Below are 18784 nucleotides of genomic sequence, written 5' to 3' on the forward strand. Positions count from 1 at the left end.
GGTGAGCTGATTGGCAAGACTAAATGTTAATCCCACCCGAATGGAGCTTAGCAAGCTTAAAAAGAAGCTCACTTCCGCACGAAGAGGTCATAAACTGCTGAAGGATAAGAGAGATGAGCTTATGAGGCAGTTTATGAATCTCATAAGAGAGAATCGACAGCTCAGAACAGAGGTAGAAGCTGCAATTTCGGAAGCAAACAGATATATGGCTGTTGCAGGCTCGGTAATGCAGAGAGAAGTGCTTGAAACCGCACTTATGCTTCCGAAGCAGGAAGTTGAGCTTGAAGTGACTGAAAAAAACGTAATGAGCGTTTATATACCCGAATTTAAAACAAAATTTCGTTCAGGCGATACAAATGATATTTACTCATACGGTATGGCTTTCACATCTATCGACCTTGATGGTGCGGTCAGTGCTCTGAACTCTGTTTTGCCTAAGATGATAAGGCTTGCGGAAGTTGAAAAAGCTTGTCAGCTTATGGCTGATGAGATAGAAAAGACTCGTCGCCGTGTTAATGCACTTGAGCATATCATGATACCTGATTATGAGGAAACGATAAAGTACATCACCATGAAGCTTTCGGAGAATGAGAGAAGTACTACTACATCGCTTATGAAAGTTAAAGACATGGTGCTTAAAGACAGTCATAAATATCATTAAACAGGAGCGGTCAAACCGCTCCTTTCTTTATAATTAGTGTTGCTATTATCAGGAAAATATGATATAATATAATTTGAACTTTGAAAAAAGGGGGCGTGAAAATGTCTGATACAAAAGAGATACTTAACATCGTTCTGAATGACGAAAAGCTTTTAAAAAGCCGTGCATTCCGTGACAGAGTATATTCTGATGAACCGATAATACGTCCCGCTTCACAGCTCATAAAGCCGCAGACTCCCCCACAGATAAAGGAAATGAAAGGCATTGCCTTTACTCCCGAAGCTTATTGGAAAACATCTGCTTGGCTGTTTTATACACAGGGAAAGTTTATGGAAAATTATGAAGATGATTTTTCGTATAATGAGGACTTTACCAAGTACTATCCCTGTTACCGCGATATGTCTACAGAGCAGCTGAGGGGCTATTTCTCGTGGAGAACCAATGTCAGAAAAGGTGATATACATAAAGCACCTTTACCCTATGTTTTTATTTATCTCTATGAGCTTTTAAACTGTATCGGAGCTGAAACGCCTGCTGAATGTTTTGATAAACTAAGCTTCTTTTGCAGGGAATACGTTAAAATTGATGATACTATAGAAAAGTATACGGATACATGGCGCATTGATTTTATTGTGTATTATGACCTTGATCCGTCACTTGCAGATGATATTGATGATATAAAGCATGACAAAGCTGTTTTGACACTTATCCACTGGGAGGAACGTTCAGAAGCCGAGATTTTTGATGCAATAGATGCGCTTTCGGCTTATCAGCTGAAAAAATCGCTTTATTATATATCGGAGTCCGAGAATTTCAGAGAAGTACTTGTAAGATGCTTCATAAAGTTGTCGGAGTTTTTCAGAGATAAAAGAAAAAAATCCCTGTGTGAAAAGCTCTTTGGCAATACTGTAGAGTGTATGTATCATATGTTTTCGTCTGCGATCTTCTACGATAAACAGTCATTCAGAAACTGTGAATACAAGCTTAATGAAATTCATTCGTTTTCATGCAGTAACGGTAAGTGGTCGTGCAGAAAGTATTACGGAAACCGAGGAAGAAACGGACATCTCGGAGATATCGTAAAAGCTGTGGACAGCCTTATGCGTGATGAGACTGATTTTAAATATAAGATAAGTTTTGACGGTATCTCAAAAAATACCGAAAAAATACTAAGATCAGAGATAGAACAGTTTTTTGAAGAAAAAAGACGCAAAGAGTCTATGAAGATTGAGATAGACATTTCAAAGCTGAGCAGTATAAGAATGTCCGCGGACAAAATAAGAGAAAAGCTTATTGTGGAAGAAGAAACAGATATGGAGTTTGAAGAAGTTTCGGTACAGGATAATGTATCGGAAACTGCAATTGATATGGTCCTGGACAAAGATGAATATGCATTTATATGTGCTCTGCTTTATGACGGAGATCATAAAAAAGCTGCTGCCGAAAGCGGGAAAATGGTCTCTATCCTTGCTGACTCCATAAACGAGAAGCTTTTTGACGATTTTGGTGATACTGTAATTGAGTTTTCGGAAGATAAACCTATAATAATTGATGATTATACAGAAGAGTTGAAAAATATGTTTCCCATGCCGTAAAGGAGAAAAAATATGAAAATACCCAAACGAATCGCATCGGCGGTGATAAATACCCTTAAAGGCGGCGTTGTGCCGCGTACAGGACTGCCGTATATAACAGTCGGCAGAGAAACAGAGATAAATGCTCTTCTGCACGATGTTGATATCATATCAGACGGAGGCGCGTCCTTTCGGTTTATCGTTGGAAAATACGGAAGCGGTAAAAGCTTTCTTTTGCAGACCATAAGAAGTCATGTCATGGACAGGAACTTTGTTGTAGTTGATGCCGATCTTTCTCCCGAGCGAAGGTTGCAGGGAACAAAAGGACAGGGACTTGCAACGTATAAAGAGCTTATCAGAAATATGTCCACCAAGACAAGACCTGACGGCGGTGCGCTTACTCTGATACTTGATCGCTGGATAAGCAGTGTGCAGTCACAGGTGATATCGGAGAGCGATATACCTGATAATTCGCCTGAGTTTGATAAAGCTGTAGAAAAGAAAATATACGAAGTAATAAACACGCTAAGCGAAATGGTACATGGTTTTGACTTTTCAAAGCTTCTTACCCTATATTATCATGCGTCCAAAGAGGGAAATGACGAACAAAAAGCCAAGGTCGTAAAATGGTTCAGAGGAGAATACGTCAATAAGACCGAAGCGAGATCTGAGCTTGGCATCAATATAATCATAACTGATGATGACTGGTACGAGTACATAAAGCTTTTTGCGATGTTCCTGAAAATGGCAGGATATAACGGACTTCTTGTGCTTGTTGACGAGCTTGTAAATATATACAAGATACCAAATTCCATAACGCGTCAGTATAATTATGAGAAGATACTTACGATGTATAATGATACATTGCAGGGAAAAGCTAAGTATATCGGCATAATTATGGGCGGAACTCCTCAGTGTATCGAGGATGCCCGACGCGGAGTATACAGCTATGAAGCACTGCGCTCAAGACTTGCAGACGGACGTTTCGGACGGGAAGGTATAAAGGATATGCTTGCTCCCGTTATACATCTTACTCCTCTGACTTATGAGGAAATGCTTGTTCTGACCGAAAAACTTGCTGATATCCATGCTCAGCTCTTTGATTATCAGCAGAAGATAACGCAGGAGGATATGATATGCTTTATAAAGCTGGAATTCGGCAGAATAGGTTCAGACAGCCATATAACGCCGCGAGAAGTTATACGTGATTTTATAGAGCTTCTTGATATCATTTATCAAAATCCGAATATAAACATAAGCCAATTCATCTCATCGGACTCGATAAGCTATTCAAAGCCTGCTATTGAGGAAAATTCAGCAGCAGAAGATGAATTTGCGGAATTTGAGATATAACAGTTATTATGAGTATTTTTGAACGCTATGCACCATTTATACAGGACTATATCTATCGAAATAACTGGGAGTCGCTTCGAGCTATTCAGACTGCGGCTGCGGACGCTATCTTCAATACAGATGAAAATGTACTTTTATCAGCTTCAACGGCTTCAGGAAAAACGGAAGCAGCTTTTTTCCCTATACTGACATTATTTACGGAAGATATGCCTCGAACAGTCGGAGCTATATATATCGGTCCGCTGAAAGCACTTATAAACGACCAGTTCATACGTCTGAACGAACTCTGTGACGAAGCCGATATACCTGTATGGCATTGGCACGGAGATGTTGCGCAGTCCCACAAGAATAAAATGCTGAAAAAGCCGTCAGGCATTTTGCAGATAACTCCCGAATCTCTTGAAGCAATGCTTCTTCGCAAACACGCACTGATACCCAAGCTGTTCGGTGATCTGCGATTTATCGTCATAGACGAGATACATTCACTTATGCGCGGAGACAGAGGCGGACAGACAATATGTCTGATCGAACGCCTTTGCAGAATGGCAGATGCTGATCCTCGAAGGATCGGTCTTTCTGCAACAATAGGAGATCCCGAAGCAGCAGGAAGATTTCTTGCATATGGCTCTGGAAGAGGGACTGTGATACCTAAAATAGAAGCCAAAGGCGTTAAATGGCGGCTTTCAATGGAGCATTTCTACATCAGCCAGCAGAATACTCCCGAGGGAAAAGAAGTTCCCGAAGCTTTGCCTGTGCTTGATGACAAAACAGATATCGCACCCGAGAACGCGGATTCGGGTATGGGATATATTTTTGAGCACACCCGAGGGAAGAAGTGCCTTATATTCGTTAATTCACGAGAAGAATGTGAAGCAGTTACAACGACTCTTCGTTCATACTGCGAAGCAAAGCATGAACCTGACCGTTTTCTTATACATCATGGAAATCTTTCGGCAGCCTATCGTGAAACTGCGGAGCAGGCTATGAAAGGCGAGGATATTTTCATGACGACCTGTACTACTGCCACGCTCGAACTCGGAATTGACATAGGAAGGCTTGAACGAGCCTTTCAGATAGATGCACCGTTTACTGTTTCGTCTTTCCTGCAGCGTATGGGAAGAACGGGCAGGCGAGAGTTGCCGCCAGAAATGTGGTTCGTGATACGCGAGGAGCTTCCCGAGCCGCGTTCAATGCTTCCCGAAACTATTCCGTGGAAGCTTTTACAGGGCATAGCACTTATACAGGTCTATCTTGAAGAAAAATGGGTAGAGCCGCCAAAGCTTGACCGACTTCCGTATAGTCTGCTCTATCATCAGACTATGAGTACCCTTGCGTCATGCGGTGAACTCACTCCGTCTGCACTTGCGTCAAAAGTGCTTTCGCTGAGCTATTTCAACAGGATAAGTAAAGAGGATTATAAGATACTGCTTCGGCATCTTCTTGAAAAAGACCATATCCAGCGTACCGAAGAAGGTGGACTTATCATCGGCATAACGGGTGAGAGAGTAGTCAATAGTTTTAAATTTTATGCGGTATTTCAGGAAAACGAGGAATACACGGTACGCTGGGGCTCACAGGAACTGGGTACTATCGTATCACCGCCTCCTGTTGGAGAAAAGGTCGCAATAGCAGGTCATGTGTGGATAGTCGAAGAAGTCGACCATAAAAGAAGACTTGTATACTGTGAACAGATCAAAGGTAAAGTCCCTGCTTACTTTGGTGATTGTCCCGGAGATATCAATACAAAAATATTAGAGCGTATGAAACACGTGCTTATAGAGGACAAGAGTTATCCGTATCTGATGAAAAATGCAGTACTTAGGCTTGATCAGGCACGGCAGACTGCACGTAATTCAGGTGTTACAGAACGTCCCCTCATATGCCTTGGCGGAAATATGTGGTGCTTATTCCCGTGGGTAGGCACGTATGCTTTTTTTGCAATGGAACGTTTTTTAAAGATAAAATGTGCGGAACGACTTGGACTGCGCGGTCTCGACTCTGCAAGACCGTACTATATACAGTTCACAATGAAAGTTTCTGCTGAGGATTTTTTCTCAATAATTGCGGACGAAGCAGAAAAAAATTTTGATCCGCTGGAGCTTGTCTATAACGGCGAAGTCCCCGTGTTCGAGAAGTATGATGAATTTTTACCCGAAATACTGGTGAAAAAAGGCTTTGCTTACGGGATACTCGGAGTTAAAGAAATGAAAGAACGTATTAAAAGCTGGGAAGATTTAATTAATTAATCGCAATTTTTGTCTTGATTTCTCAGCAAGAAAGTGATATAATATATTATAATGAATATAGAATAGGATAAGGTAGGATGTTTTATGAAAATTCAGCAACTTGAATATGTAATTGCAGTAGCGAGAGAGGGCAGCATTACTAAAGCAGCAAAAAAATTATACCAGGCTCAGCCTAATATAAGTATTGCTCTTAAAGAGCTTGAAGCTTCTTTGGGAATACAGATCTTCAATCGTTCACCCAACGGAATGATACTCACTCCCGAAGGAGAAGAATTCCTTGCAAGAGCGCAGACGATAGTAGACGAAATGCAGAGCCTTGAGCGTGACTACGCACAGACTCCCGAAAATGAACTTAAACTTAAAGTTGCAGCAGCTCGTTCTACTTATGCGACATCTGCTATGGGACACCTCATCAGTGAGTATTCCGAAAAAACAAACAAGCTTGAAGTACACGTTATGGAAACAAGCACAGCAAAGGTCATGGAAGATATATGTGCAGGTAAATTCGATATAGGATTTATACGTATCCCAAGCACATATGCAGACATGATCGAAAGCCGTCTCAAGGCAAGAAATCTTGTGGGAAGAACTATCATGGAGTTCCCGCTCCAGATCGTTATGAACATGAATCATCCTCTTGCCGAATATGATGATATCCCATATGAGGAGCTTAGCAAGTATCCTGAGATCATTCACGGTGATGATGAGCCTGAAATGGTCAGAAGAGCTTCTATCAATCAGGATTATGATGATAAGCGTTCAACAAAGAGAATATTCATCTACGACAGAGGAACACAGATCAGTATGCTCAAGACAGTAAAAAATGCATATATGTGGGTGTCACCTATGTCACAGAGCAGTCTTAAATATAATGACCTTGTAGTGAGAAAGTGTTCATATGCTAATAACCTTAACCGCGATATGATAATATATCGTAAGGCAAGCGAAAACAGTACACTTATCGCTGACTGCGTAAGAACTGTTTACGAGTACGCAGACAAGATCGAAGGACTCGAAATATAATAGGACTTGAAATATAATTATACCCCGATCAGGCGGTTTACCGTCTTTGATCGGGGCTTTTTTTAAAAAAAAAGAATGAGAGCCATTAGGGGGGAGGTTCTCATTCTTAATAAGGGGATATGAGATTGTCATTTATGAAAGAATGACTTTCCATAAATTATTATAGCATAGAGGGGGATATATTGCAAATATAAAATATTAATCTCTTTATATGTTATATATATTATACGTTATTTAAGTAAACAATTTACGCTTTATTAATATTTACGCCATTTTTTGGAAATAACTTCAAAGTTATAAAATGCCATTAATAATCAGCGGCACGGAAAATTCCTCCGTGCCGCTGATTCCTCATATACTTATTTATATGTCTGACTTTAGATGTGTCCGTACTCGTAATCTATTCCATGTATGGGTAAATTGTATTCTCTTGAAAATCTAACCTTATAGGAATGATTTCTTCCGTCATAAACTACATTAAGGGTAAAGAGGTCAAGCTCCTCGCCGAGTTCGATAATCTTGTGAGTTGCCTCACCGTTCTGCCATTGCTTCACTTGTATTCCCTTGTCCGTGAAGTCTATTATTTCAAGTATGACAGGGGAGTCAGTTAAGTTGGCAGATAGAACCTTAGTCCATGTTCCGTCCGTTTCTTCACAGAAGATATCGCCTCTGGAAATGCTGTATTCATACTGGAAATCTTCGCTTTTAAGTTCTTTTCCATTAATACCATATCCACCATAATTCACATCAACAGTCATGGTATAATCATAGTTATAAGGAGAAGTTAAGCTACCTCCGCAAATACTGATAAGCTGTTTTCTTATCATACAAAGATCGAAAACGTCTATACTGCCGTCTCTGCAAATGTCAGCCGCTGTCCAGTCGGAAATCGTTATATCTGCCGAGCCTTCCAGCCATTTCTGGAGAGTCAGCATATCAGCGATACCGAATACCTTGTCACCGTTTACATCACCGAGACATTTCCACTCCACTTCTTCGCCATTGTATTGGTTCTTTGGAACAGCTGCCTGCATGATACAGAAGTAATCCGTATTGCATATTCCGTAATCAGGGGACGGCTTGATATAATATAAGGATATCTTTCCGTCAGATAAAACGGCATCATCTATTGTTATGCTTTTTCTGCCTGTGGACTCAATAGTGAAATCAATGAACAGCACATTGTCAGCGAAAAAGACATCATCATACTTTGTGAGAAGATTTTTTTGAACTTCATCTACAAAATAGCGTGAGAGTACCTCTGAAAGCTCAGTCGTTGAAGTAACTACCGCGGACTTTAAACCATTTATTATGCCTTCTTCCTTTAATCCTCGAGTCGTTGTTGAAATTTCATCTATTGCGCAAACCATGCCCATAGTTCCGCCTGACTTGCTGACATTGAAAACAATATCAGCAGAATTATTGGAAAATTCGTTTATCACTACAGCATTTTCACTGCACGGCTCATATCCTTCGGGCAGATAGTCTGCGTTGAGTTTAAGCTCAGCCAGTTCAGAAACAGGTGTCTTTGTATCGAAATAATACGGATTGCTGCCTTCGCAGTTTTTAACTGCTCCCGAGAATAGTTTCTGTACGTTGTCATATGGTATCTCTATGGGCTTTCCTGTGTCAATATCTATGACGCTTATACGTTTGAGGTTGTCCTCAAGTATCTCTTCGTCCTGCCATATGACCTCAGAGCCGTTATACTTATCTTTTGGTATCTCCACTCTGAGGATATCAAAGTATGACGTTCTCATACGAACTGCATTTACGACAGAGGTATAATCTATCACCAGCTTGCCGTCCCTGTATACTGCATCTTTCAGTCCGTGCTTGAAAACACGTCCCTGATACGGATCAAGATAAGTACTCAGCATGAGTACATAATTCTCGAAAAATTTGTCTGAATACTGTGATACGAACTTATCCAGTGCTTTTTCTTCAATGAATTCTGAAAGAAAGTCTGTAAGCTCGGACTTTGATTTTATAACAGCCGATTTTGAGTCCTTGTACTGTTCATATATCTCAGTTGATGAAGCTTTGAGTTCACCCGAATAAAGGCTGTAGCTTGCATATGAGAAATAAGCGTCATTAATATACGAATTATTAAGTTTGATCTTATATGTATCAGCTGCTATGGAGCAATCGGCAGTCAAAGTCTTAACGGCAGGAGCTACACCTTTGTCAACATATCCTGCAAGTTCCCAGCGTATAATGCTATTGCCCTCAGATTTAGCTTTATAAGCTGTAATAAACTTCTGTGTGCCTCCTTCAAGGAGTCTTGATGTTTCCATTGAACAAGATGACTGACAAGCTTCCCTGAACATATTCTTATCCACAGTTGAACTCCAGCTGTATGCTGTGCCGATAGCTCTGTCTATACAGAATACCACGAGATCATCTTTTGCGGATATCTCGCCGTTCTTTTTCTTGTAAGCCTCATATTCGGAAGTACAGTCGGGAAGCCAACCGTAGATATCAGTCTCGGTGATCTCCATATCCTCGTCTATAGCAAAGGAGTAGAAAGCAGCAGCATTAACGCCGCCCAGATCAAGACCTGCCTTCTGAGCAAGGGTATTATTCTCCAAAACAGGATCGTATCCGTCCACGGGCATTATGCACATCTGTATCCATTTGTCGGTGAGGGCAACTGCAAACTCTCCCTGTTCCTTTGGAGCGTAGTATACTGCCACTTCATAGCAGTCGCCTGTCTCCGAGGTTTCAGAGATGTATTTCTCACGTTTGAGCTCGCTCATAATTCCGTCCGTTGCCCTTATCTCGTAACGTGAAGCTTCCTGCTCAGCATTTTCAGACACTCTCGCCGTACTTTCTTTGAAAACTATACAAACAAGACCGTCCTTTACAAGAGTAGCTCCATAGGTGTTTCTGAATTCCAGAGCACTGTCAAAGCTGTTTGGTATCCAGTCTGGGAGAGCAGCTCCAGTGGCGTGGTCGGCTGCATAAACAGCTGTAGGGACGAATACAGAGGGGATATTTGCTGAAATAGGGGGAATTGCAGATGCAACTGCGGTAAATGCAGCTGCTATCTTCTTGATTTTCATATAATTCACCTGCCATTCTTAATATTTACAGTACTGACTGTTTAGTTCCATTATATAACGTTATTTCACTGAATGCAAGAAAAAATCGCATTTTAGTCTTTATACGATATAACGTATCGGAATGGCAGGATGTGCGGCTGAAATCGTAAACTTTTTATGAACGAATATATCAGGATACAGAAAAATACCGCAGCACAAGGCTGCGGCAATATATATAGAGGGGATTGGGTAACTTAATTTTGTGCGGCTACAGCTTCGTCAAGTGTTACTGTAACTTTATTTTCAACGCCGTCTCTGACGTAGGTAAGCTCGATGGTTTCGCCTGCTTTATGTTAGTTTTTCTTGGCAGTCAGTTCTTCATATGTTGTAACACTTTCATCATTTACCTTGATGATTATATCGCCTGACTGTATTCCTGCGTTTGCGGCTGCACCGTCTTGCTTTACTTCCGTAACGTATACTCCGACAGGAAGATTATACATTCTTGAAATGTTCTCGGTAACGTCCTGACAGCTGATACCTAACAGAGGCTTTTCTGTTACATAGCCGTATTTCATTATATCTTCAACAATTCTTGAAGCTTCGTTTGAGGGGATAGCAAAGCCTATTCCTTCGATACTTGCCTCAGAATATGATGCTGACATTTTGGAAGAGTTGATACCTATTACCTGACCTTTCATGTTGATGAGAGGTCCGCCTGAGTTGCCGGAGTTTATAGCTGCGTCTGTCTGGATAAGAGTCATTGATTTTTCGTTTATGGTGATCTGGCGGTTAAGTCCCGATACGATACCGCTTGTTACTGTGTTCATAAGGTCAAAGCCGAGAGGATTACCTATGGCAATAACATTTTGACCGAGATCAAGGTCATCGCTGTTGCCGAATTCGGCTGCAACAAGATCCTTTGCATTTATTTTAAGTACAGCAAGGTCATAATCTGTATCATATCCGATGACCTCTGCGTCATAGCAGTCTTCTTCATTGACGATAACAGATATGCTGCTTGCCAGACCTGAGTTATACTCTGTATCATAGATAACGTGAGCGTTAGTTACGATATAACCGTTAGTTGTGATAACTACACCTGTACCCGTAGCTGTTGCAGTGGAAGTCTGCGGCTGCTGATTTTGACCAAATCCGCCAAAGTTAAAGTAACCGCCGCTGTTGCTCTGAGAAGTCATTGTGAAAGTGGACTCGATACCTACAACCGAGGGGAGTACCTTCTGTACAACTTCTTCTGTGGTGAGTTCATTGCTGTTTGTTTCTGTAAGGTTAGTATAGTTTACGGTTTTAGCTGAGATAGTGGACTCAGTTGTATTTTCTGTCTTTTTATCTTCTGTTTCTTCAACGACTAATGATGTCAGCTTATTATTTGTTCCGAATGCGTAATGGTAGATGCCGATAGAACCACCAGATACAAGAACCATTGCCATGATCGATGCTGCTATCTTAGCAGTCATGCGTCTTTTTATTTTCTTTGATACATTGCTGTCTGCTGAAAAGCAGGTATATTCACTGTATTTATTATTCATGCCTTGTACCTCACTGTTTTCGTTGTTCTCGTTCATGCCGTTTACTGTGTATTTGTACTCATTTTTCATAATATTCACTATTCCTTTCAGGATTTTATTTTCGCTTTTATCGGGAGCCTTTCCCGTTGCTGTGATTATATTATATTTCATCTGTGTGAAATAAATTTGCAATGAATGTTGATTTTTTCTGGATTTTTGGTGTTGTATTTTTCACATATATAAAAGCTGTGTGAATGAATGCGATAATTTTGTTAGTGTGTTCTTCACAGTATGAACACTTTTCGGTTCAAAGCACAAAAAAGTTCCCCTCATCAATCAGATGCTTCTGTTTGATGAGGGGGAATAATTATTGTATTCTTTTGTGATCGTTATTATCAGGGGCAGTATATCCTGTGGCATCAATTACATCAGAATTAGAATAATTTGAAGAATTCCTTTGATTTATGACGTATGCTACGTAATAGTTGAATGCAGCAAACAGGAGCATTACTATACCGATTATTATGCGAATGATATTTCCGCCCTTGAAAGGGTTGAATACAAAGAATATAGAGCTTATAAGCAGCAGTATTCCGAATATGAGCTGCAAAAGCTTCAAACCGTTTGTGAAATCCTTGCTCAAAGCCTTTACTATCTGAGTAATTGCGACTATTCCTATTATAATGCCTGCAATGAGGGAAAGCTGAGCTGTAATGAACCTCGGGAGATACATGACGAATAATCCGATGAGAACTCCTATTATACCTGCCGGCATTAGACCTGCACCGTCACCGCTGCCAAGTCCGCCCAATACAGTAAAAGCACTTCCCACTATTATTATTCCGCCGATAATATAGAACACCCATGAGAGCACTCCGGGAAAGAATGTAAACAGAATACCGCAGACTGTTAGCAGGATACCTTTAAAGATGTAGTTTGAATTATCTATTTTCACAAAATCCCTCCTATTTCAGTACATTTATGAACTTGAGCCTTAATCTCTGAATGAAGCTTGCATTATTGTATATTTTTGCAGAAATATCTTCAACAGTTTTCCTGCACATCTTCAGTTCATCTTCATCGGGAACACCTTGTCCGTAGCAGGCTTTCAGAGCGATATCAGTGAGCTTTTCAAAGCTTCCTGCTTCAAAATAATCTCCTGCAAGCTTTTTCTCGACTTCCTCAGCGAAAGCTTTGTAATTTCCGTTTTCGCTCGTAAGCATCAATGAAGCAAGGAGCTTTTCGGAATATGAATAAATATTTTTGACTCTTGAAGGAGTTTTGCCTGAATTGAAATTCTTTTCACGTTTTTTGATTATAAGATATCTTCTTAAAACGATGATCAGAGCTGCAAGAATGAGTACAAGTAAGAATTTCAGTATATTTTTTACAGCCTTAGACAAAGCTTTACCGCTGCCTTTTCCTATACCGATACCACCGACTTTTGAAGTAACAGTCTGTGTTGCCTGAGAAGTAGTCATAGTAGTATGTTTTCCGCTTGTACGTGATCCTGAAGTCAGAGTAGTACGTTCTTGTGTATTTTGCTGTGTAGTTGTAGTAACAGTGTTTTCAGAAGATGTTTCAGCAGGCTTGTTAGGTTCTGTGTTGATCTCCTTTGCCGAATAACCTGATGTAAACTCATAAGGTATCCAGCCTATTCCGTCAAGATAGATCTCTGTCCATGCATGGCTTCGGTTATCCTTAACATCAATAGTAACGGAGTTGTCTGAATTCTTCTTTCCTGCGGTCACGTCATCTTCTACGATTATGTATCCTGTAGCGTAACGAGCCGGGATACCGGCCATTCTTGCAAGAATAACACCTGACGTAGCAAAATTTATACAGTAGCCCTTGTGGTTCTCTAACAGGAAGTAGTTTACAAAGTCACGATTTGAAGGAGTTTTTCTTGGGTATAAGGAATATGTACATTCGCTCTGCATTTTATCCTTTATAGCTTTGAGAACTTTCAGTTTTCCTTCGATAGATGTAGTATCGCCCTCAAGAACATCGGCATATGCAGCCTTTACTTCCTTCATGGCCTTTGTATTCGGAACATCAAGGTATTCATCGTAAACAAAGTCCTTATAGCTGTTCTGCAGAAGCTGTGCCATAATAGTGTCGCCGTTCTCTAAAACAAACTCTCTGTTATATGGGATATCATAGTCTATTGAGAAGAAATCATCATAAGTCAGCAGATCGTTTTCGTTACAGTATTCAAGAACAGCCTCACGCGTGAGCTTGTCATGTATATCAGAAGCTGAAAAAACTTCACGGAAATTATGATTTTTCTTTTTTAATTCAGATACAGCGGTAGATATGGTATCAATATCTACAGGGAAGAACTTATATGACGATTCACCCTTTTTACCGTCCTTGGGAGAAACTGTCAGATCCTTATTGTATGACAGACCGCCGAAGTTTTCTGTACCGTAAGGAGCATAAACATAATGTGATTTCTTTTTGCTGTTCTTGATCCATATAGTATTATCATTGCCGCTGTAGATAAGCTTGGCAAATGTTGCAGGAAAATCCTGGGGGTATATATCATATTTCTTGAAGTCATCAAATATCTTGTTTTTGTATGCAGATTTAGGAAGCTTGAACCATTCATTATCCTTATAGATAGAGCCAACATAGTTTTTTAGATATATCGCACCTTTGACAGGCTGTTCAATTGTAACAGTCAGATCTGTAACATTTTTATAACGTACATGGTCGTTTGTTCCAAGCTTGTGATTTTCATATTCAAAATCGAATCCGAAAGCACTTGTAAGGCTTGAAAGACTTTCTGCGAGGTTTTCAAAAGTAAAATCGTTCATTGCCTCGGTGATCTCACGGCGTTTTTCGTTGATCGCATCACTTCTTTTATAATGTGTGAGCTTCAGGTAGCTGTATGAGACAGCTGTTACGAGCATAACGCTTGCAATAATAAATATACCGCATTTCTCCGTAACTTTAAGCTTCATATGCCGCTTCGGGAAGAAGAGGTTATTCTTCCTTACAAAGCCGCTCTGTCCGCCTGAGTATTCACCAACGTCTATAGTTGACATTGCAAGAAGCGAGAGCCAGTATGCAATACAGAGCATACCCCAGAATACCGAGACTTCGATACCGTTGTACATTCCGAGCTCAAGAAGAGGGAATGTTACCATAAGGGGAAGTACGGGATTTGGACGGCATATAGTAAAGAAATACAATACTATAGCAAGCAGCCATACATAAAATATAAACAGCGTCGTGACAGACTTGATCTCATAGGATTTTATTATGTTTTTGTAGTAATTGATCTCAGAATGGTACGAGGTTTTATATATGATATTGTAAACGAACTTAAAGCCCATAGAGATGAGCGAAGATTTTTTATACGCATAAATAACAAAAGCTGCTATAGAACCGCCGTACACCCAAAGTGCTTTTTTACCTAAAAGCGATAGTGTAAGGTAAAATATCGAGAAGCATATTGCAGCCATTGCAACAGACTTTCCGTTAAAACGGAAAGGGAACATTCCGAAGAATGACATCAGAACTGACGTAAAGCCTATAACAGCTATAAGCGCGGAAAAAGGCTTTCTGTAGTTAGCGTTTTTACGTTTTACCGACATTACTATGCTGTCACTTATAGAAATGCCGTTTATGTTTTGCGAATTCTTTCTTTTCATTATATATCTATATCCTTTATAGAAGCAGATATTTTGCCGACAATTACGGGGATAACATTAAGAGAAGAAAATCCCGAACTGATATCGGAAAGTTCTTCCACAGAGTCAGCAACGATAACTGCATTTTTGAAGTCAGCATCTACATTCTCATCAATATCTCCAAGTATGGATTGGTCAGCAAATGAACTGATATACGTAAATGAAGCAAATGAAAGAGAATTGTTTTCCAGGAAATATTGTTTCGGAGAATGGCTGAACATATTGTCATTTATAGAGGTTATAATATTTCGTATAACAGCTGAAAGGTCAGAACTGTCATTGATATCCTGTTCTGCGAAGCGATCCTGAGCAGCGTTATAGAAAGTTACTGAATGTACTCTTTCGTTATCGAGAAGAAACTGTGAAATAGAAAGAAATGTCTCAATGAGTGTGTCGAATACAGGAAGAGTGAGATCGTTATCTTTATAACACTTCAGATCAAGGAACAATGAGCACGGAACATCAATAGGAAGGCTATATTCCTTTACGATAAAATCGTCTTTCTTTGAACTCAGCTTCCAATGGATACGGTTGAGTTTGTCGCCTGGATTGTATTCTCTCAGGTCGAATACCTCTGACGGATCGTCACCTGAACGGTATTCGGAGAACATATCGCTTTCTTCGTTTACACGGTCGCTGTAGTGAACTATTCCGCTGACTTCATGTCCTTCGGGCATTATGACAACTTCGGTATTGATATTCTTTCCTGTTTTGAACTTGAATATCCTGAGTGGATCATATATATTTAAATAGGAAGTCTTGATCTTTATTATGCCGCAGAATTTTGATTTGAGCTGGAAAGTTATCCTCTGTGAATTGCGCGGCTGAATAGGAAGGTAAAGATCGAATGCCGAAGTCTGATTGCTGAATACATTATAATATACAATATGCGCCTCAGCTTTTCCGATAGGGAAGATGCTTCTGTTGTTAACTACCAGCTGAACGGCAAAATCTTTGTTTTTAGCGGCGTTTTTATCTTTGACTGCAAATTCTACCGAGATCATTCTCTTTGTTATATATGTGGTAACATACATTAATATAGGTAAAGCTATCATCACGATGAGCAGTACGAGTGCAAAATCCCATATATATAATATATAGAAGGCAGCACATACAAGTATCAGAACAATGAACAGTATTTTTGTAAGTAACATGATGCCGCCTTACTTTTCAGTTATACCCGGAACAGGAACTGATCTGAGTATCTCTGTTATTATATCAGAAGCTGATGTATCTGAAAGCTTTGCCTTAGAATTGAGCATTATACGATGTTCAAAAACATCATTGCATATATAAGAGATATCCTCGGGAATAACGTAATCGCGTCCCATTGCAACAGCGATACCCTTTGAAAGCTGCATAAGTGCAAGAGTTCCTCGTGGGCTTACACCGAGCTTGAGCATGGGGTGATTACGAGTAGCTGCTGAAATTGATACTATATATTCATATATCCTGTCGTCGATATATATATTTGATATGTATTCCTGAAGCTCCTTTATAAATGAAGCATCAGCAACAGGTTTTACGTTTTCAAGTGGGTTTTCACTGTGTTTTGCTTTGAGGATAGAGACTTCACCGTCAAAATCAGGATAACCCATACTGAGCTTTATCATAAAACGGTCAAGCTGTGAATCGGGAAGATTATGTGTACCTGCCGAACCGATAGGATTTTGTGTAGCGATTACCGTATAAGGCTCGGGAAGCTTGTATGTATTACCGTCAACTGTGATACTTTTTTCTTCCATAAGCTCAAGCAGAGCAGACTGTGTCTTGCTTGATGTACGGTTTATCTCATCAGCGAGGAAGAGGTTACAAAAGGCTACACCAGGACGAAATTCAAACTTGCCGTTTGATTTGTTATACACAGAAAAACCTGTAACATCTGACGGAAGTACATCAGGAGTAAACTGCATACGATTATGTTCAAGGGAAAGTGCTTTTGAGAACGCAAGAGCAAGGGTAGTTTTACCAACACCGGGGATATCTTCAATGAGGATATGTCCCTTACACAACATTGCAAGAAGCACCTTGATAATAATAGCGTCCTTGCCGATAACGGCTTTTTTTACTTCACTGATCACAGAATTGATCTGGTTTGTATAATATGTATTGTTGTTCATATTGTCTCTCCTATGAAATTTGTTTATACCTATTTATTATATCATTAATAAATGGTTTTTGCAATAGCAATCTGTATATTTTTATAAAATGGAATGTCATCATTCAGTTATCAATTACAGTGTCAAAATATGCTGAAAAAACGTTAATTTCACGTAAAATTGGGCTTTGATTATACCATTTGTCATTTTTTATACCCCCTATATTGTTACTGATTTGTAACAAACTGCTGTTAAAACAGCGCATATATTAACAGAAAGTTCATATAATATACATAGAATATCAAACTAATATGTGCATGATTACTCTGAGGAATATCATATTGTGGAAAACTCACACCAGAAAATGGAAATAATCCTGAAAGTATTGCTATTTCGGGGGAGATGTGTTATCATATCAACAGCCCGAAAAATTTGAAAATGCTTTTTTCAGGAAAGGATGAGTTGATGGGTAATCTTAAGACCGCGGCGTTAGCTTGCGGAGTAGTTGTATCAGTATTGGGCGGAGGAATAGGAGTTGCATATATAACTTCATCTACCGTAAGAAGTGCTGATATGTTAGTTAAGGAGGATGCTGTTCTTCCTATCAAGGCGAACACATCGAATTTAACAGCTGCAACTATTGCAGATGACATAAAAGCAACTACAAATAACAGAACAACCACCAAGAAATCTTATACAGCCGAAAATACAACGGCTGCAAGCAAAAACTACGTTGCCGCTCAGGAAGGCACAACTTCTCAGCGTGCTACACAGGCAGCTACAACAGCTGCTCAGATTTCAAGATCGGTGCCAGCACCGGCACACGCGCCGGCTGCAATCACAGAGCCTGTAACACAGGCAGCCACAACAGCTGCGATCGTAGCAAAGACCGTAAACGATGCAGCAAAACTTACGTCATTGGTTACAAAACCTGTGACAACTACAACGAAAGCTACAACAACTACTACGACAACAACAGTTATCGAGGAAACTACTACGGAGACAGAACCTGTTGAAACACCAACAGAGGCTCAGGATTTGACTGACGCATACGTTGAACCTGAAGCAGAACCGATAGTAACTGATATCGAGCCTGTAGTTGAAGAGAGTTCACTCGGAATTTCTGATTCGGATTACATACTTCTTTGTAACGCTGTTGCTCACGAGGCGGGCAGCAACGGAATCAGTGTATACGATAAGGCACTTGTAGTAGAGGTTATTATGAATAGAGTTAATTCGCCTCGCTTCCCGAATACTATTTACGATGTTCTTACACAGAGAAATCAGTTTACGGGTGCATGGGGATATGTTGATCTGGGCACATATTCTTCATTTGTCACACAGAGTGTTAAAGATGCTGTTACCTATTATTTTGACAACCAGGAATCCTTTACTCAGGGTTACTTTAGTTTCTGGGGTGACGGCTACAGAAATCATTTTAGCTAAGATATTAAACAGTCGACATACGGTCGGCTGTTTTTTTATGTCCGCTTATGTTATAGTTGCGATTTTTGAAGGTGTGTGTTATAATTGATATACTATATAATAAGGAGTTTG

General features: G+C 40.0%; 12 protein-coding genes. 6 read left to right on the forward strand and 6 right to left on the reverse strand.

Going from position 1 to position 18784, the window contains the following annotated elements; all coding sequences use genetic code 11:
- Positions 1 to 10 precede the first annotated feature (10 nt).
- The 5 genes from QZZ41_RS06050 (at position 11) to QZZ41_RS06070 (ending at position 6857) form a co-directional block, all read left to right on the forward strand.
- Positions 11 to 661: a V-type ATP synthase subunit D gene (locus tag QZZ41_RS06050; protein WP_295069490.1), complete on the forward strand. Its 651-nt coding sequence runs from the start codon at positions 11 to 13 to the stop codon at positions 659 to 661.
- Between the two features lie 101 nt (positions 662 to 762).
- Complete coding sequence (locus QZZ41_RS06055) at positions 763 to 2256, forward strand: TerB N-terminal domain-containing protein (RefSeq protein ID WP_295069492.1); 1494 nt, start codon at positions 763 to 765, stop codon at positions 2254 to 2256.
- Between the two features lie 12 nt (positions 2257 to 2268).
- Positions 2269 to 3588, forward strand: a complete 1320-nt coding sequence (locus QZZ41_RS06060; protein WP_295069494.1) for an ATP-binding protein — start codon at positions 2269 to 2271, stop codon at positions 3586 to 3588.
- A gap of 8 nt (positions 3589 to 3596) precedes the next feature.
- Positions 3597 to 5834, forward strand: coding sequence for a DEAD/DEAH box helicase (locus QZZ41_RS06065; protein WP_295069496.1), 2238 nt, complete (start codon positions 3597 to 3599; stop codon positions 5832 to 5834).
- 84 nt (positions 5835 to 5918) lie between these two features.
- Complete coding sequence (locus QZZ41_RS06070; protein ID WP_295069497.1) at positions 5919 to 6857, forward strand: LysR family transcriptional regulator; 939 nt, start codon at positions 5919 to 5921, stop codon at positions 6855 to 6857.
- A 377-nt stretch (positions 6858 to 7234) separates the two neighbouring features.
- On the opposite strand, the gene QZZ41_RS06075 is transcribed toward QZZ41_RS06070, so the two are convergent.
- The 6 genes from QZZ41_RS06075 to QZZ41_RS06100 all read right to left on the reverse strand — a co-directional run bounded on the left by QZZ41_RS06075 (position 7235) and on the right by QZZ41_RS06100 (position 17248).
- On the reverse strand, positions 7235 to 9922 hold the full coding sequence (locus QZZ41_RS06075) for a dockerin type I repeat-containing protein (RefSeq protein WP_295069498.1): 2688 nt from the start codon (positions 9920 to 9922) through the stop codon (positions 7235 to 7237).
- Positions 9923 to 10254: 332 nt separating this feature from the next.
- Positions 10255 to 11520, reverse strand: a complete 1266-nt coding sequence (locus tag QZZ41_RS06080) for a trypsin-like peptidase domain-containing protein (RefSeq protein ID WP_295069500.1) — start codon at positions 11518 to 11520, stop codon at positions 10255 to 10257.
- A 277-nt stretch (positions 11521 to 11797) separates the two neighbouring features.
- A complete protein-coding gene (locus QZZ41_RS06085) occupies positions 11798 to 12385 on the reverse strand; it encodes a DUF308 domain-containing protein (RefSeq protein ID WP_295069502.1) in 588 nt (195 codons plus the stop codon).
- Positions 12386 to 12395: 10 nt separating this feature from the next.
- Positions 12396 to 15089: a transglutaminase family protein gene (locus QZZ41_RS06090; RefSeq protein WP_295069504.1), complete on the reverse strand. Its 2694-nt coding sequence runs from the start codon at positions 15087 to 15089 to the stop codon at positions 12396 to 12398.
- Positions 15089 to 16282 (reverse strand): DUF58 domain-containing protein, encoded by a 1194-nt coding sequence (locus tag QZZ41_RS06095; RefSeq protein WP_295069506.1) that lies wholly within the window; start codon positions 16280 to 16282, stop codon positions 15089 to 15091. The genes QZZ41_RS06090 and QZZ41_RS06095 overlap by 1 nt, the downstream gene beginning before the upstream one ends.
- 9 nt (positions 16283 to 16291) lie before the next feature.
- Positions 16292 to 17248, reverse strand: a complete 957-nt coding sequence (locus QZZ41_RS06100) for a MoxR family ATPase (RefSeq protein ID WP_074713972.1) — start codon at positions 17246 to 17248, stop codon at positions 16292 to 16294.
- Between the two features lie 444 nt (positions 17249 to 17692).
- Between QZZ41_RS06100 and QZZ41_RS06105 the strand changes: the two genes are divergently transcribed.
- Complete coding sequence (locus QZZ41_RS06105; RefSeq protein ID WP_295069509.1) at positions 17693 to 18673, forward strand: cell wall hydrolase; 981 nt, start codon at positions 17693 to 17695, stop codon at positions 18671 to 18673.
- The last annotated feature ends 111 nt before the right edge of the window (positions 18674 to 18784 follow it).

The sequence above is a fragment of the Ruminococcus sp. genome (assembly GCF_016283395.1).

Coding starts and splice junctions, on each gene's coding strand:
- QZZ41_RS06080 (WP_295069500.1), bottom strand. CDS start 11,520: ATGAAAAATGAGTACAAATACACAGTAAACGGCATGAACGAGAACAAC.
- QZZ41_RS06070 (WP_295069497.1), top strand. CDS start 5,919: ATGAAAATTCAGCAACTTGAATATGTAATTGCAGTAGCGAGAGAGGGC.
- QZZ41_RS06055 (WP_295069492.1), top strand. CDS start 763: ATGTCTGATACAAAAGAGATACTTAACATCGTTCTGAATGACGAAAAG.
- QZZ41_RS06095 (WP_295069506.1), bottom strand. CDS start 16,282: ATGTTACTTACAAAAATACTGTTCATTGTTCTGATACTTGTATGTGCT.
- QZZ41_RS06090 (WP_295069504.1), bottom strand. CDS start 15,089: ATGAAAAGAAAGAATTCGCAAAACATAAACGGCATTTCTATAAGTGAC.
- QZZ41_RS06105 (WP_295069509.1), top strand. CDS start 17,693: ATGGGTAATCTTAAGACCGCGGCGTTAGCTTGCGGAGTAGTTGTATCA.
- QZZ41_RS06060 (WP_295069494.1), top strand. CDS start 2,269: ATGAAAATACCCAAACGAATCGCATCGGCGGTGATAAATACCCTTAAA.
- QZZ41_RS06075 (WP_295069498.1), bottom strand. CDS start 9,922: ATGAAAATCAAGAAGATAGCAGCTGCATTTACCGCAGTTGCATCTGCA.
- QZZ41_RS06065 (WP_295069496.1), top strand. CDS start 3,597: ATGAGTATTTTTGAACGCTATGCACCATTTATACAGGACTATATCTAT.
- QZZ41_RS06100 (WP_074713972.1), bottom strand. CDS start 17,248: ATGAACAACAATACATATTATACAAACCAGATCAATTCTGTGATCAGT.